The organism is Wolbachia endosymbiont (group A) of Anomoia purmunda, assembly GCF_947251545.1.
Classification (GTDB): domain Bacteria; phylum Pseudomonadota; class Alphaproteobacteria; order Rickettsiales; family Anaplasmataceae; genus Wolbachia.
In genome coordinates this window covers 98,979-116,640 of record NZ_OX366362.1, presented here as the reverse complement: position 1 = coordinate 116,640, position 17,662 = coordinate 98,979, and the positions used below count along the sequence as shown (strand labels likewise).

13 protein-coding genes are annotated in these 17,662 nt (G+C 34.4%); all 13 read left to right on the top strand.

The window, feature by feature from the left end; translation table 11 throughout:
* Positions 1-80 precede the first annotated feature (80 nt).
* The 13 genes from rseP to OPR57_RS00495 all read left to right on the top strand — a co-directional run bounded on the left by rseP (position 81) and on the right by OPR57_RS00495 (position 17,652).
* Positions 81-1,199 carry an RIP metalloprotease RseP gene (gene rseP, locus OPR57_RS00555; RefSeq protein WP_265036662.1) on the top strand — a complete coding sequence of 373 codons (1,119 nt, stop codon included), beginning with the start codon at positions 81-83 and terminating at the stop codon, positions 1,197-1,199.
* Positions 1,200-1,207: 8 nt separating this feature from the next.
* Positions 1,208-3,544: an outer membrane protein assembly factor BamA gene (gene bamA / locus OPR57_RS00550; protein WP_320157497.1), complete on the top strand. Its 2,337-nt coding sequence runs from the start codon at positions 1,208-1,210 to the stop codon at positions 3,542-3,544.
* Positions 3,545-4,054, top strand: a complete 510-nt coding sequence (locus OPR57_RS00545; protein WP_265036657.1) for an OmpH/Skp family outer membrane protein — start codon at positions 3,545-3,547, stop codon at positions 4,052-4,054. It begins immediately after the preceding gene.
* Between the two features lie 4 nt (positions 4,055-4,058).
* On the top strand, positions 4,059-4,499 hold the full coding sequence (gene fabZ, locus OPR57_RS00540; RefSeq protein ID WP_265036655.1) for a 3-hydroxyacyl-ACP dehydratase FabZ: 441 nt from the start codon (positions 4,059-4,061) through the stop codon (positions 4,497-4,499).
* A 45-nt stretch (positions 4,500-4,544) separates the two neighbouring features.
* Positions 4,545-7,457, top strand: a complete 2,913-nt coding sequence (locus OPR57_RS00535) for an FAD-dependent oxidoreductase (protein WP_265036654.1) — start codon at positions 4,545-4,547, stop codon at positions 7,455-7,457.
* Positions 7,458-7,760: 303 nt separating this feature from the next.
* On the top strand, positions 7,761-9,320 hold the full coding sequence (locus OPR57_RS00530) for a proton-conducting transporter transmembrane domain-containing protein (RefSeq protein WP_265036652.1): 1,560 nt from the start codon (positions 7,761-7,763) through the stop codon (positions 9,318-9,320).
* Positions 9,305-10,648, top strand: coding sequence for a signal recognition particle protein (gene ffh / locus OPR57_RS00525; protein ID WP_265036650.1), 1,344 nt, complete (start codon positions 9,305-9,307; stop codon positions 10,646-10,648). The genes OPR57_RS00530 and ffh overlap by 16 nt, the downstream gene beginning before the upstream one ends.
* Before the next feature lie 235 nt (positions 10,649-10,883).
* The gene (surE, locus tag OPR57_RS00520; RefSeq protein WP_265036647.1) at positions 10,884-11,636 is read left to right on the top strand and encodes a 5'/3'-nucleotidase SurE; all 753 of its coding nucleotides are present in this window, start codon (positions 10,884-10,886) and stop codon (positions 11,634-11,636) included.
* Between the two features lie 475 nt (positions 11,637-12,111).
* Positions 12,112-13,179, top strand: a complete 1,068-nt coding sequence (gene recA, locus OPR57_RS00515; protein WP_010963008.1) for a recombinase RecA — start codon at positions 12,112-12,114, stop codon at positions 13,177-13,179.
* A gap of 179 nt (positions 13,180-13,358) precedes the next feature.
* Positions 13,359-14,051, top strand: coding sequence for a phosphatidylserine decarboxylase (locus tag OPR57_RS00510; RefSeq protein WP_265037631.1), 693 nt, complete (start codon positions 13,359-13,361; stop codon positions 14,049-14,051).
* Positions 14,048-14,818: a CDP-alcohol phosphatidyltransferase family protein gene (locus OPR57_RS00505; protein WP_265036646.1), complete on the top strand. Its 771-nt coding sequence runs from the start codon at positions 14,048-14,050 to the stop codon at positions 14,816-14,818. Before OPR57_RS00510 ends, OPR57_RS00505 begins: the two co-directional genes overlap by 4 nt.
* A gap of 22 nt (positions 14,819-14,840) precedes the next feature.
* A complete protein-coding gene (locus OPR57_RS00500; protein WP_265036645.1) occupies positions 14,841-16,184 on the top strand; it encodes an alanine/glycine:cation symporter family protein in 1,344 nt (447 codons plus the stop codon).
* Position 16,185: 1 nt separating this feature from the next.
* A complete protein-coding gene (locus tag OPR57_RS00495) occupies positions 16,186-17,652 on the top strand; it encodes an alanine/glycine:cation symporter family protein (protein WP_320157496.1) in 1,467 nt (488 codons plus the stop codon).
* Positions 17,653-17,662 lie beyond the last annotated feature (10 nt).

The following is a 17,662-nucleotide window of genomic DNA, read 5'->3' as shown; positions in this document are numbered from 1 at the left end:
ATTTAAAAGTTAAACTAAATGCTTGTCAAGCGAGGCGCGTTTTAATATACTTAACATTTTGTTAAGATCTAAATATACAGGTGGAATTAATTTCTAATCTTATCCATCAATTTAGCGATGGAATATATTATTTTTTATCATTTTCTTTAATCATTTCTGTCATAGTATTCGTGCATGAATATGGGCATTATGTTGTTGCCAAAGCATGCAAAGTTAAAGTTGAATCTTTTTCTATAGGTTTTGGTCCTGAAATTTTTGGTTTTAACGATAAGTCTGGAACTAGATGGAAATTAAGCGCTGTTCCACTGGGTGGCTACGTTAAAATGCTAGGGGATACTAATGCAGCAAGCGTTCCGGGCGATCAAAAAGAATTAACTGAAGAAGAAAGATTATATTCATTTCATACAAAACCGCGACATAAAAAAGCAGCAGTAGTTTTTGCAGGACCATTTGCAAACATGGTACTCGCTGTTATAGCATTTACAATATTTTTTAGCATGGCAGGCTATTATCGCACTCCACCGGTGATTGGAAATGTAATCGAAGGCAGTGCAGCCAAGCAAGCTGGTTTGTTGCCAGGTGACACTATTACACAAATCAATGAGCATAAAATAAAATACTTTGAAGATATTTCACGCGTGATAATGTCGAACCCCAAGACGAGAATGGAGATTGAGTATAGCAGGAATAATGAGAAGCATAGGACTAGCTTAACTCCATTAACAATTGAGGATAAAGATGTTTTTGGTAACGTAATAGAAAGAGAAACTATAGGGATTATTTCAGTTAATACATTAAAGCAGTCGTCTTTTCTTGGGGCTGTGAGCTTATCAGTAAGTGAAACTTACCACACTATGTGCTTAACAGTCAAAGCTATCTTTCAAATTATCGTTGGTAAGAGAAGTGCAAGTGAAATAGGTGGACCAATAAAAATTGCAAAATATTCAGGGCAATCAGCTAAAAAGGGGTTCATTATGGTTGTGTATTTCATGGCAATTATTTCAGCTAATTTAGCTGCAATTAACTTGCTACCAATTCCACTACTGGATGGTGGGCATTTATTTTGTTATATTATAGAAGCAGTTATACGTAGAGATTTAAGTTTAAAATGTCAAAAATATGCAGCTATTTTTGGTGCTACAGTATTGTTCTTGCTTATGGCAATTGGGATGTCAAATGATATTAGGAATCTTTTTTAAGACAAGATATGAAAAAGCTATTTTATATACTGGTAGTGGTTTTTATTTCTTTTCCTGCCCTGCTTATTGCTTTGGGAACTGCGGAAAAAGTGCAGGTGAAAGATGTCAAATGTATTGGTAATGAGAGGGTAAGCAACCAGACAATAGGGTTTTATATAAAGTTAGAACCTGGTAGTTATGTAGACGACGATGGTATAGATTCAATTATAAAAGATCTATATAAAACAAAGTTGTTTGCTAGCGTTAACGCTTATGTTGATGATGAAAAAAATTTAGTAGTAAAAATTCAAGAGAATCCACTAATTAACAAGATAATATTAAAGGGTAATAAGTTATTTAATAGCAAAGAGTTACTAAATAATGTGATTCAGTCAAAATCGCTAACTATTTTCACTGAAACAAAATTGCAAAGCGATTTAATGAATTTAATCACTACTTATAGAAATAACGGTAAGGTCGGCGTTAAAATTGAATGTGAGTTGGAGAAGCTCGATAGTAATAGGGTCAATCTAATTTTCAAAATAAAAGAAGGTAAAACCTCTAAAATTAAGGATATAAGATTTATAGGTAACAAAAACTTTTCTGAAAACGAGCTAGAGCAAGCTATTAAAGTGCATAGTAATGACATATTTAGTAAGTTATTTAGAGCCATGTTTAAGGGCGGAACTCGTTATTCACCACAATATTTATTGATTAACACAGAATTGCTCGATCTTTTTTATTCATCTAAAGGATATATTCAAAATAATATTCAACCGATTGTTGAGGTTAATAATAACAACCAAATAGAGTTGACTTTTTTGATTGACGAAGGACAGCAATATTTGTTTGGAAATAATGAGGTTAATATTGAAACTGAAATTCAGGATTTGAGCCTAAAAGAAGAAATATTGGACTTTATAACAGAGGAAAACGATAAGATATTTAATAGAGTTAAAATTAATAATACAGTAGAAAAAATAAACAAGTATTTAAATGAGAAAGGATATATATTTGCAAAAGTTAATCCAGAGTATGCACAACGTGACAATGTTGTGGATGTGACCTACAGAGTGCTGCCAGGTAAAAAGATTTATATAAATCAAATTACAATTGATGGTAATGATCGCACTTTAGATAAGATGATCAGAAGTAAGCTAAGTATAGCAGAAGGTGATGCGTACAATATATCTGAGATTCAAAAATCACGTAAAAAACTAATGAGTAGTGATTTTTTTGAAACAGTAAAAGTAAATAGTTACGGAGTTAATGACAATGCAGTAAATCTTGACTTAAATGTTAAAGAAAAAAGAACTGCCTCATTATCTTTAGCAGGAGGTATGTCCTTTCCTGGCGGAGCGTTTGTAAAAACTGATTTCACAGATCGTAATTTATTTGGTAGTGGTAAAGAGCTCTCTTTTGCTCTTGAGAAAAATAAATATTCACTTTCTACTAATATAGAGGTTGTTGAAAATAATTTTAACGATTCTGATACATCACTAGGTGTGGGCGTATTTTATGAAAAACAAGATAAACCACACACTAGCTTCGATAGTTGTGACATGGGATTTTCAACAAAATTATCATACAAAGTTATAGAAAACTTAACTAATTCCATTCGCTACTCTTACAAGTATAACCGTATACACATGGATAATAAGGGTGAAAAAGACAATGACATCTCTGATATAATAAAGGGGCAAGAAGGTGAACATCAGATTTCATCAGTAGGGTACACATTAGCGTATAATAAACTGGATAACCTCTATACTCCAAAAGAAGGGTATTTACTGCGCTTAAGTCAGGATATTTCAGGATTGGGAGGGAATGTAAACTTCCTAAAATCTGAGTTCTTGTCTTTTTACACGCATCCTATATTAAGTAAAATTGACGATAGCATAATATTACGCTTTAAGATGGCGGCAGGTCATATTTTTTCTTATACCGATGAAGATCTAAACATTGGCCAGCACTTTTTTAAAGGTGGTAATGAAATTAGAGGATTTGACCTCTCTGGTATTGGACCGAGAACAAATGACAAAAATAAAAGCTCACTAGGAGGCAAAACTTATTTTAATTTAACACAGCAAGTAGATTTCCCACTACCAAAACTATATGACTATGCTGGTATCAAAGGCTCATTATTTGTTGACTATGCAACACTTTTTGGCTTAGATGATAAAAATGGGAAATATAAAGATCCATATAATGATAGTAAGCTTATAAGAGTGTCACCAGGTTTTGGCTTTTCAATGCCTTCTCCTTTTGGTAGACTTAGATTGGATTTCGGGTTTCCTTTAGTAAAGGAATCTTATGATATAATACCATCACCAAATGTTAAATTTTCTATTGAAGCGGGGATTTGAATGAAATATATACAGTTATTTATATCAGTTATTGCCTTAATTGTTTCCTTATTTGTGGGGTATAAGTTTGTAGGACATCAACCTCAGAACACAAAGGCTGCCATTATTGATAGTGATAAAGTTATCAATGAGTCCCTTGCTCTGCAAAACATACAACAGCAAATAAAGGAGCAGAATTCTAGACTACAAGAAGAATTTGAACTTTTGTCAGAAGAAGCAAAAAAGGAAAAGACAGAACAGTTTAATAAGCACACTGTAAACGTTAGAGATAATTACGCTAAAAAAATGTTGTATTTAGAAGAAAGTTATAGAGATGCAGTAGAGAGTGTTTTTAACAAGATAAAAGAAGTTGCTAAAAAAACGGCAGAAAAAAACAACATAGATTTGGTACTATTTATTTCAAAAAAGAACCAAGTTTTATACTCTATGGATAAAGTTGATTTATCGGATATGGTATTAAACAATATAAACAAGGAAATACCTGAATTTGCTTTAAAAGGCATTGAGTAGGCTTATGCAATTTAATATCAGTGATATTATAAAAATATTACCACATTCTTATCCGTTTCTCTTAGTAGATAGAGTTATAGAGTGCAACCCTGGCAAAAGTATAAAAGCAATCAAAAATGTGACTTTCAATGAGCCATTTTTTATTGGCCATTTCCCTGGTCATCCAATAATGCCGGGAGTCTTGATAATTGAATCTCTAGCTCAAGCATCTGCAATATGTGTTCTTGGTAAAGAAAGTCAAGGTACAATAGAAAATAAAGTTGTTTACTTGAGATCCATTGAAAATGCAAAATTCAGAAAGCCAGTAACTCCAGGGAACACACTGATTCTTCAAGCTAACATTCAAAGTGTGTGTTTAGGTGTACACAAATTTAGGTGTATTGCATCTGTTAGCGAAGAAAAAGTTGCAGAAGCAACAATCTCAGCAGTACTGCAAAATAAATAAAATCTTCATCTGTAAGAAACAGCATGTACACTTTATAGTATAGCAATGCAACTGAATTTCAACACCTCATTTTCTAATCTATATACTCGCAATGGATTAATAAAATTAGATGAGACATTTTTGAATTATATTAAATCATGTGATGAAAGCTTGTTTTGTTCATTAATTGAAGCAAGAAAAAAAGCAGCTTCTTCTTCGATGTCATCCCAGTGTCACCTCCCATCATCCCAGTGTCACCCCCCGTCATCCCAGTGTCACCCCCCGTCATCCCAGTGCTCGACACTGGGATCTAGAAAACAAGAAGGACGGATCTCAGTGTCAGCTACTTGGATGACAGATAGCCAGTTAATAATAGACCTTTCGTACTTACTTGATGAATTTATTGCAAAACTTTTCAATATTGAAAAAGAAATAGAGGAGCTAAAGAAAAAGCACAACGACTTTGCTGTAATATATAAGTGCAAAAGGTTATTTGTCCAACGCTATGCATTGAAGAAATACACTAATGTAGCGAATATAGATATTACTAACAAACTAAGTCATTTTCTCACTTTGCCGACAACAGAAAAAAATTTTGCTGAGCAGGTGATGCATTGGTTTGAAGACAAAGAAAATCACAAAGAAGAAATAGAACTTGCAGCACAATATGCAGTGTGGAGAGTAAAAAATAAACAGAGTATATTATTCAGTATTCATAAAAAAATCGACCACGAAAACCTCATAGCATTTTCTAAAAAAGAAGTAGACAAAGTTGAAGTGCTGTATTCAAATGAAGTAAAAAGACGATATGGTTTTGATCTAACAAGCAAAAAGGTGAGTTTGAATAAAGCACTAGATAATGCTCACTACTGCATATTTTGTCATAAGCAAAGTAAGGATAGCTGCTCAAAGGGGCTAATTAATGATGACAATACTTTCAAAAAGTCTCCACTTAAAGTTGAACTGCACGGCTGCCCACTAGAGCAGAAAATATCAGAAATGAATCTGGTGAAAAGCGAAGGGTACAGCATAGCAAGTCTTGCAATTGTGATGATAGATAACCCATTATGCGCGGCTACTGGACACAGAATATGCAATGACTGCATGAATTCGTGCATATATCAAAAACAAGAACCCGTAAATGTGCCAGCAATTGAAACAAGGATTCTGGATGATGTGCTCAGTTTACCGTACGGATTTGAAATATATTCTCTGCTCAGCCGTTGGAATCCTTTAAATTTTCAGCGTTCATTGCCAAGAGAAAACACCGGAAAAAACGTTCTAGTTGTAGGCCTTGGTCCTGCTGGTTTTAATTTAGCTCATCATTTGTTGAATGATGGGCATAACGTTATCGCCATTGATGGACTAAAGATTGAACCTTTGATCGATAATTTCCAGCTAATTAAAGATTTCAAACACGAAAAATTGAGTGAACGCATGGCAGGAGGGTTTGGTGGGGTGGCAGAATATGGTATTACTTCTCGGTGGGATAAGAATTACTTAAAGATTATTAGATTACTGCTGGAAAGACGTGAGCATTTCGCACTTTATGGAGGCATTCGTTTTGGTGGCACGATTAATGTTGATGACGCGTTCAACTCGGGTTTTGATCACATCGCCCTAGCACTTGGCTCTGGCAAGCCACGAATGATCAAAATAAAGAATATACTAGCTCGTGGAGTGCGTATGGCATCTGACTTTCTTATGTCGTTACAACTGACTGGCGCTCTTAAATTTGATTCTATAGCAAATCTGCAAGTTCGTATGCCGATAGTTGTAATAGGGGCTGGGCTTACTGCGATTGACACTGCCACTGAAGCTTTAGCGTATTATCCAATTCAAGTAGAAAAATTTCTCCTTCGTTATGAGATATTAGTTGATAAGTATGGAAAGGACTGTGTTGAAAAAGATTGGACAGAAGAAGAGCACGAAATTGCGAATGAGCTCATATCGCACGCAAAATTGATCCAAGCAGAGCAAGAATTAGCAAAAAAAGAGAGTAGAGAAATAAAAATATTAGAGTTAATGCAGAGTCTTGGGGGAGTGAAAGTTATATATAGAAAAGAGCTGAAAGACTCGCCAAGTTATCGATTAAATAGCGAAGAGGTGCAAAACGCATTATCAGAAGGGATTTACTTTATTGAAAACTTAGAGCCAGTTGAAGTTGTGACGGATAAATATAACCATGCTGAGTCAATAAAACTGATAGACACAAAATCCGGCGAAATCAAATGCATGAAAGCACGTTCTATTTTTATAGCAGCAGGTACTGAGCCAAATACGGTTGTTGCAACAGAAGATGAAAAGCATTTTAAATTAAGTAATGGGTATTTTACTCAATTGAATTCATTGGGAAAAGAAATAGATCCAATATTTTCTCCAAAAATGCAAAATAAAGATAGAATATTAGTGTATAAGCAAGGCAATAAAACAATCAGCTTTTTTGGTGATCTTCACCCTTCGTATAGCGGCAGCGTCGTGAAAGCTATGGCAAGTGCTAAGAACGGTTACCCTATTATTTCCCAGCTTTTGAGTGGAGTTAATAGCTTCGTTTCTGTCATTCCAGTGTGTGATGTTGTGGGCCAGAAAAAAAATGCGTGGTCAAGTGTTGAAGACCTGGCTAACAAAGAATTCTTCAATAAAATAAAAGAGCAATTCACTGCAAAGGTTATAAAAGTTCAATATTTAACAGACAAAGTTGTGGAAATAGTGATCAAAGCACCACTTGCGGCAAAGAATTTTAAGCCTGGGCAATTCTTTAGATTGCAAAATTTTGAAACCAATAGCAGAAAAGCCAATAATACAAACCTTGCTATGGAAGGTATAGCCGTAACCGGCACTGAAGTAGACAAAAAAAAAGGAATTATTTCCACTATTGTGCTGGAAATCGGCGGCTCCACTAATTTATGCAGACACTTAAGAGAAGGCGAGCAAATAATTCTTATGGGCCCAACTGGCAGCCCTACTGAGGTTTACTAAGTCTCAATATTAAAGTGATGCCAAATTTTATTTCAAAAAGTAAATAATTTACTAACGCTCGTGCACAAATTAAAAATAAATTATGCACGAGTGTAGCATTATGAATTAGGAGTGCTATATTAAAGCTTACCTCACTATTAAAGCTATCGGTCAGATTAGATTAAAAACCTAATCTGACCGGTTTCTCTATAACCCTCTAAACTCTGATATAATTATATGATAATTAGTTTAATTAGTGGTTAATATGCAAATTGATTTTATTCATATATTGAGATAGCATAAACCATATTGGTTTTAATTATTGTGCAACTTTATAAATCGTCACTGTTACTTCTACTGACTGTATTAATAGTTATAGTCCTAAAATTACCTGAAAATTTGAGCATTGCAGTAAATTGGTCTCTCCCAATTCTAGATTTTGATTTATCTTTTCGTACCATACTAATATCTTTTTTATCAGTTGCATTTTTAGCTGTTCTACCAGCACAAAATTTGACTTTTTCAGAGATGCTATCTTTTGCTGCTTACACTATTAGTTCACTTTATGCAGTTTTATCTGAACATATGATATTGGTTATAATATTCTGTGAATTAATGACCGTCAGTGCATTTTTTACTATCGCAGCTGGCTGTAGAGATAGTGGACCTGCAATAAGGTACGCTTGTGTACACTTTTTCGTTGGAGTTATATTAATAGCAGGATTGGCACTTCAAAGCACTAACCTGATAATTTTGGGTTTATTGATAAACTGCGCTTGTTTTCCTTTTTCGTTTTGGGTTGTTGATGCATATCCTGCTGCATCGCTACATGGCACCACATATCTCTCTTTATTTACCACTAAAGTCTCTTTTTTAGTGATGCTTTTACACACTTATAACCTATGGCAAGATTGTACTGAAATATTAGCGCTTGTAGGCGCCATCACTGCAATTTACAGCATTATATTTGCTTCTCTTGAGCAAAATATTCGCAGATTTTTATGCTATAACGTTGTAGGACAAATGGGCTTGCTGATTATTGCAGGAAGTTTACTCAGCCCTTCGGAAAAGGCAATACCAATTTTGATATTGCATATAATCTTCTCTCTTGTTTATCAATCATTATTGTTTGTGGTCAGTAATTCGATTATTTCACGAACAAAAACAATTAGTTTTAATGGAGTGGGTAAACTGATGTCAGTGGAAGGCATGTGTGCTATAATCGCAATACTTACAATGGCTGCATTTCCTGGAACCATTGGATTTATCAGTAAATCATATATCACAGCTGAAATTGAAATGAACACTGTTGCCTTAAAAGGGTATAAAAATTTATATAAGCTTCTAAATTTGCTGCTTCATTTAAGCGTGGGGCTAAAGTTTCTTTATTACTTATTTATTGCAAAAAGTAAGTCAAAACCTTTAGCAGAGAGGGGAGGCAAAATGACTATGATTATTTTAGCATTTATATGCGTAATCGCTGGCAATCCTTACTTACCTATTTACAATAAACCTTCGATTTTCGATTTTGTGTACAACACAAAAAATGTTTTGTCGCAATTTAATTTGTTACTATGTACCACTTTATTGTTTATTCCTTTACGCAAGTTGTTTTACCCGAGAGTAAATTTTAAAATGGATGTTGATTGGATTTTTAGAGCTTTCATATCCTATATTGTCTTGCTGTTCAATCAGTTAGTCTCTAAAACTAGAGAAATGTTTGCCAGCATAGTGCAAAACTTGACTAATCCACTTACTGGTTTATACTTTAATAATATTACTAAACTTAAAGAAGTGCTGGGTTATAACTCAGTGAGTTTTGTTTCAGCTTCTTCTCTCTTTTTAATGAGTATTCTACTAATGCTATTATGTTTAAATCGTTAACTGAAAGTTTAAATTCTGTATTTAGTAAACTGAGAGGAAAGTCAATCATTTCTGAAGATGATTTTAATCTTGCCATGCGTGAAATACGTATAGCTTTAATTGAAGCTGACGTTTCACTTGAAGTTGCAAAAAAATTCATCAACGACATTAAAGATAAAGTGATTGGGGAAAAAGTCATAAAAAGTGTTTCTCCAGCACAAATGATAATTAAAATTGTGCAGGATAATTTAGTTGCAGTTCTCGGATCAGAGAAAAGTGACTTAAATCTAGCAGTTAAATCCCCTGCTGTGATTATGATGGTGGGCTTACAAGGTGCAGGTAAAACAACTACCTCAGGAAAGCTTGCTTTAAAGCTAAAAAAGCAAAAGAAAAAAGTGATGCTTGCCTCTTTAGACATTTATAGGCCGGCTGCCCAGAAACAACTTGAGGTGCTGGGTAAACAGATAGACGTACAAACTTTATCTATAGTAATAAATGAGGAGCCTATTGCAATTACAAAAAGGGCACTGGCAGCAGCAAAGAACGATAATTATGATGTATTAATACTAGACACCGCAGGCAGGCTTCATATTGACAATAATCTGATGAATGAGCTGAAAGCCGTAAAGGAAATAGCTTCACCTGCAGAAGTTATTTTAGTAGCCGACGCAATGATAGGCCAGGATGCGGTCAACATTGCCAAATCATTCAATGAGGTAATAGGTGTAACCGGCATTATTCTCACCCGTGTTGATGGTGATGCACGTGGTGGTGCTGCTCTTTCTATGAAAATGATCACCGATTGTCCAATTAAATTTATTGCTTGTGGTGAAAAATTAAGTGACCTCGATGATTTTTATCCCGATAGAATTGCAAAAAGGATACTTAGCATGGGTGATGTTGTATCATTGGTTGAAAAAGCTGCTGAGATTGTTGGTCAGGAAGAAATTGATAAGTTACAAAAGAAAGTAAAAAAGGGTAAATTCGACCTAAACGACCTAGTGGGAATGTTAAAAACTCTGAGTAAAATGGATGGCATTAGCAACATAATGAAATTCATTCCTAGTTCATTCACAAAAAAGCTAAGTAGCAGTGTGCCAGATGACAATAAAGTGAAAAAATATATAGCCATCATAAACTCAATGACCGAAAAAGAAAGGCAAAATCCAGATATTTTAAATGGCAAAAGAAGACTTAGAATTTCTAAGGGGTCCGGAACAAGTGTAACTGACGTTAATCTTCTAATTAAGCAGTATAATCAAATGAGCTCTATGGTAAATAAGTTCAGTAAAGTTGACCATAGTAAACTCAAAGAGTCTGATTTAATGGATATGCTAAGCAGAAAGTAAGTCAGCAGGTAGTGGAATGAGACAAATCATCAGTAAACCTTTGGCTATATCAAAAGCGGCTTAGGTCTCGCAAAAAAATTTACAGCTTCCCTGTTTGCACTCCTAACCTTTTCTTATTGATTAACAGCAGGTTCTTTGTTACAGTTCATAGTTATGCAAAGAAACTTAAAGCCTCATGAGTTTATTTACAGCCAGTGATTTACATAATTTGGAACTGTATAGCTGAGTATTGTATATGATAATATTAATAACAAACGATGATGGTTTTGGAAGTGAAGGAATAAAATTACTCAAAGAGGTTGCACGGAATTTTGCGTCAGAAATATGGATAGTGGCACCAGATACTGATAGAAGCGGGGCTGCAAGATCTCTTGATTATCCAGTGAAACAATCTATTGGAATAAAACAACATAGTGAAAGGGAATTTAGTGTGTCTGGTACTCCTGCAGATTGTGTCATTATTGCACTAAATAAAGTTATGAATAAAAAACCAGACTTAATATTGTCCGGAGTAAATATTGGATCAAATGTCGGGGACGATATTTGTTATTCAGGAACAATTGGTGCTGTAATGGAAGGTGCTGCAAGGTCTATACCTTCTATTGCGCTGAGCCAAGTTTATCATGATAAAATAGACTGGCACAATACAAAGGTTTTTGCACCAAAGGTTATTGCCAAGCTAGTTAAGGTTGGTTGGGCTAAAAACATAGTGATGAGTGTAAATTTTCCTGCTACGGAAAAAGTAAAAGGAGTAGAATTTGCTGAACAAGGTGAATATAACATTGATGGGGATTTAACTTTTACTGAAAATTCGAATGGCTCTTTTAGCTTAAATTGGTCTCGAGAGCACTCAGGCAGTGGTAGTGTAAATAAAATAAAAGAAGGATTTATTACTATCACACCAGTAAAATTAGATTTTACAGATTATGATACATTGAATGCTATGAAAAATTCTTGTGCAGACGAATTTTCTTCTATAGCTGACTGAGAAAAACATTTGCATTGCTCCTAATAGATGTTTTCTATTGGTATCCGTTCAGCCAATGGCGTCAACTTAAGAGCCTTCATTAGCAAACTCTCCTATGGATTTTCTGAAAAGTTTTTGAGTATATTGTATTTTTAATTTGTAGAATAAGATTTTTTCCTTTCTGCACGTCTCGTCTAAAAAGGACACATTTTAAACTTTTTTGTTGCAATAAAATAAAAACAAAAGTGCTGTTTATTGCACTTTTTGGATAATTTAATGATAAAAAATTTAGAGAGAAATTTTACACACTATCGCTTATATTTTTCCCTAAGTTGACGCTATTGGCTGAACGGATACGAATCGATAAGGCAAACAAATATCCGCTTTATGAAAAAGTTAACATTTTTATTAAAATAATAAATAAATACTAGAAAACCCTTGGCAGGTTACTTGCATTCGATTATCATAGAAAATTATATAAATTAATAAATGATCTATGGCAAGTAACCCAGAAGAAAGAAATAGTGATAAACAAAAAGCGCTAGATAACGCAATAAGCCAGATTGAAAAAGCATTCGGTAAAGGTGCAATAATGAAGTTGAAGCAAAACCCTGTAGAGAAAATAGACACAATATCCACAGGATCAATTGCGCTTGATTCGGCTCTAGGTGTTGGAGGTCTGCCAAAAGGGCGTATAATTGAAATATTTGGTCCCGAGAGTTCTGGTAAAACCACTCTTGCCTTGCACGTGATTGCTGAAGCACAAAAAAAAGGAGGATCATGCGCATTTATCGATGCAGAACATGCATTGGATGTCTTATATGCTCGTAAACTTGGGGTAAGCACTGATGATTTAGTAATTTCACAACCAGACACTGGAGAGCAGGCGTTGCATATTGTTGAGTATTTAGTGTGTTCCGGTGCGGTTGATGTGATAGTTATTGACTCTGTTGCAGCATTAACTCCAAGAGCTGAAATTGAAGGTGATATGGGTGATCAGCACATGGGGCTGCAAGCAAGGCTTCTAAGTCACGGGCTACGAAAGCTAACCTCTGCCGTTTCAAAAGCGAACTGTATATTGATATTTATTAATCAAATTCGTATGAAAATAGGAGTAGTGTATGGAAATCCTGAAACTACCACGGGTGGAAATGCATTAAAATTCTATACTTCTGTAAGGCTTGATATAAGAAAAGTTGGTGTAATAAAAGACAAAGAAAATATTACAGGCAATGAAACAAGAGTTAAAGTTGTAAAAAATAAAGTTGCTCCTCCATTTAGAGAAGCGAAATTTGATATAATGTACAATGAAGGTATATCAAAACTCGGAGAAATAATAGATATGGGAGCAAAGCTTGGTGTGCTTGAAAAAGCAGGCGCTTACTATTCATATAACAACACACGTCTTGGACAAGGAAGAGAGAATGTAAAAACTTACCTAAAAACAAACAAAGAAGTCGCAAATGAAATAGAAACGAAAATCAGAGATTTACTCAGAAATCATGATAATTCTATCATAATAGACGAAGATAGTGAGCAACTTTTAGAAGAATCAGTTTTCTGATCTAAACTTAGGCATTAGATTTTGTGTTGGACGGGTTGTTACAGTATGATGGTAACTCTATGTGCTAATATAACAATCTGTCTTGTATCAAAAAGACTTTGCTGAAGCAGTTAAAAAAAGCTTTTCATGAGAAATTATAAATGATAAATTGTTAACAATAGGTTATTGTGAATAAGATTATGTGTTTTAGTTTACCTAATATAAACAGGGAAGGTTACTCATTTATAGTAGTTTCCTTTATAGTAACGTGTATAGCATTCTCTATATCTTGGGGGTTTGGTGTTACGTGCTTGTTCCCGACATTATTGTGTACTTATTTCTTTCGTGATCCATCAAGAGCTGTGCCAAACAATAAGGATCTTATATTAAGTCCTGCTGATGGTGTGATTTCAAAAATTGAAGAAGTTAATTATCCTTTATCGGCAGAAAATGGAGAAGAGAAGAAGTTTACGCTTGTTAGCATATTTTTAAGTGTTTTGAACGTCCATGTGAACCGTATACCAATATCTGGTACGATAAAGGAAATGAGTTATAAAAAAGGCAAGTTTGTATCCGCAATGAGCAATAGGTCTAGTAATGAAAATGAAAAGCAGGTTATTGTAATTGAATACGAAAAGGGAAAAGAAATTATTGTGGAGCAAATAGCTGGATTAATTGCACGTCGTATCGTTTGTAATTTAGGAGTATCCCAGAACGTAAAAGCAGGTGAAAGGTTTGGAATTATAAGATTTGGCAGTAGAGTGAATATTTATGTTCCTGCTGATATAGAAGTAAGAGTTTCAGAAGGGCAAACTGTTATTGGTGGTGAAACAATTATAGCAAACTTAAATAAGGAAAACGTTCAAGAGAAGCTTACTTTTGACGTTATATGAATAACGATGGAAGTAACAGTAGATCCTTACCTATTACTAAATTATTCCCAAACTTTATAACTTTATTGGGTTTATGTTCTGGTCTCACTTCACTTAAATTTACATTTAATGAACAATGGGAATTCTCAGTAATTTTTATCATCATTGCAGCAATAATAGATGGAATGGATGGCAGAATAGCTAGAATTCTAAAATCCACTAGCGATTTTGGAGCCCAGCTTGATTCTTTTGCAGATTTTCTAAATTTTGGTGCAGCGCCTGCATTTCTTTTGTATTTTTGGAAGCTAAACGAAATCAAAGTCATAGGTTGGATTTTAGTAATGATATATGTAATCTGCATATCAATAAGACTTGCAAGATTCAATGTTTCGCTACACTCAGAACAATCACATTGGGAAAAATTTTTCTTTTCTGGTGTTCCAGCTCCAGTGTGTGCTTTACTTTCTTTGTTACCAATAATTATTACCTTTCAATCTCATGAGAGTGAATACTCACTTCTCATAGAGCGATTTTTTAACACAAGAAACGTAGCTTGTTACTTTCTGGCCATTTCATTTTTTTCGATAAGTCACATTCCAACTTTCTCTGCAAAATATATTTATATTCCCAAAAGCCTATCCTATATATTTGTGTCATTTTTTGGAGTACTTATTGTATTTTTCATCAGTAAGCCCTGGATGACTCTACCAATTTTAGGTATAGTGTATACGCTTACTATTCCAATAAGCATTGGGTTTTATATATATTTTACATATAAAACTCGTTAGCTAACAAAAAATAGAAAACTGCATGATTTTGAAGATAAGTGAACTATTAAATTCATTTCTGTATATAAAGATATTCAACATTCCATTCATAATTATTTGGGTGATTGCAACTGGAATCTTTTGTACTGCCCAGTTCAAATTCATTAACTTTAGGTTACTTAAATATGGAATACAGACGCTATTTAATCTAAAGTGTAATAACAGCAACAATGGCATAATTACTCATATTCAAGCGTTTGCAACAGTAATTTCAGGAACAGTTGGTCTTGGAACAATATCAGGAGTTGCAATAGCTATCACAATAGGGGGCCCAAGTGCAGTTTTTTGGATGGTAATTACCGGAATACTTGGTATGTGGATAAAGTTTGCCGAAGTGGTGCTTGCATTCACTTATCGCTCTGAAAATACAACTGGTGGTGCTTTTTATTACATGGAATACGGGCTTGCAAAGATTGGATTTGCAAAAACTGGTAGATTTCTTGCCTTCACTTATGCGATTATGCTACTTATTGCAATGATTTTGGGCGGTATACCATTTCAAGCAAATCAAATGGCAGCACTATCAAATAACCTCCTAGAATACAATGCGTCCATTATTATATCCCTGCTTGTCTTTATTGTAATATTGGGAGGAATAAAGCGCATTGCTTTCGTTTCAACGAGCTTAGCACCAATTATGATAGTGCTATATGTTTGTATGTGTATATATTTAATTTATGTAAACGGAAGTAATTTGCTGAATGCTTTATCTATAATATTTCAAGACATCTTTAATAAATCGGCTATAGGAGGCGGAGTATTGAGCGGATTAATAGCCGGAGTGAGAAGATCAGTGTTTGCTAACGAAGCAGGTACCGGAACAGCAGCTATAGCACATTCAGCTGTAAAAGAAGAAGATCCAATTAAAGTTGGGTGCGTTGCAATGATTGCACCACTTATAGACACAATATTAATCTCATTTTTGACTGGTATCGTGATAATTATCACTGGTATGCACAGCACTGATAACGTGGGTGATATTACACTAATTAGTTCGGTATTTTCAACAGCTTTGCCCTTGTTCAGCAAGTTAGTTTTTCCGCTAATGATGTTTTCCTTTGCATTTTCGACAATAATAGCTTATTGTTACTACTGTGAAGTTGCTTTGCTGTACTTATTTGGTAATAAAAAAATACTGATACTGTTCCAAATTCTTATAGTGGTTTCAGTGTATATTAGTTGTATGTCAAAGAATATAGAATTTATATCTTATCTAGGTGACAGTTTGTTTATTTGCCTTATGATTCCAAATGCTGTTGCAATATATCTACTGAGAAGGGAAGTTTTGAATACAATAGATTCTTATTACAATTCTAAAGGGTATTAACATGATTTATAGATTGCTTTGTATGGTGTTATTTTGCCTATTGTTTAATGATGTGTACGCTGCTTCAGGTTTTCACGAAAGTTATGACGCTGTGTTGAACGGAATAAATAATTTCATGAATGAAGTACTGTTTTTCAAGATCCTTTACGTGCCATTTATAATCCTTCTACTAGTTTTTGGTTATGTGTTTCTAACATTACGTTTTGGATTTCTCAACATAAGAATGTTTAAGCATGCGTTTGCTATTTTATGTGGAAAATATGACACGAATCACCATGATGGTCATATTACGCATTTTCAGGCATTTATGACTGCACTTTCAAGCACAGTAGGCCTTGGAACTGTTGCTGGAGTCGCAATTGCAGTTTCAATGGGTGGACCAGGAGCGGTGCCTTGGATGATGATTACAGGTTTTTTTGGTATGTCAGCAAAATTTGCTGAGGTAACGTTGGCGTTTAGACATAGAACAGAAGATCAGGACCAATTGTTTAGTGGTCCCTTTCAGTATATAAGGAATGGTCTGGAGGAATTTGGATTTAAAAAACTTGGTATTGTGCTGGCTGCCATGTATGCAGTATTCTTTGTATTATCAGGTCTTGGTGGAAGTGTAGCGTTTCAAACCAACCAAATGGTTTCCATATTATCTGGCTATTCAAGTTGGGTAGATGGTCACTCTTGGTTTCTTTCTTCCATAATCTCTGCGCTGCTTGCTCTAGTGATTATTGGCGGAATTAAAAGGATAGCTAGAGTATCTTCTGCACTAGTGCCTATTATGTCACTTATATATATCTTTAGTTGTATTATTATTATTGCATTTAATATTCATAACCTTGGTTATACGTTGAAAATATTATTTTCCACTATGATAGATTTCAATTCTGTTGGTGGAGGGATGGTAGGAGCATTTGTTGCTGGAATTCAAAGGGCAATCTTTGCCAGCGAAGCGGGTGTTGGTTCTGCTTCAATTACTCATGCAACAACTAAAGATGAAGAACCAGTAAGAACTGGGCTTGTTGCTATGATAGAACCATGCTTTGACACAATGTTAATTTGCTGTTTAACAGGAATAACAATAGTAATAACAGGTGCATACCAGACTAGTGTTGGTGAAGGGATATTAATTACTCAAAAGGCATTTGAGACAGTTTCTCCATGGTTCCCTATACTTTTAACCATAGCTGCACCTTTGTTTGCATTTTCTTCGGTAATTTCATTTGTATATTGTTGTGAAATGGGGTGGTTATATTTGTTTGGTGCAAAAAGTATAGTGATATATCGCATAGCGGTAATAATTGTGGCGTTTTTCTCTGGCCTTTCTAAAGATATAATGGCTATTGCCAATATCGGTGGAACTTTATTCTCTTGTTTAGCTCTTATCAACATGACAGCACTTATACTGTTTAGTAATCAGATTAACGATGAAGTTCAGTGCTACCTAAAAAGGCTGAGGAATAATAAAATTAATTAAATTTTGGCAT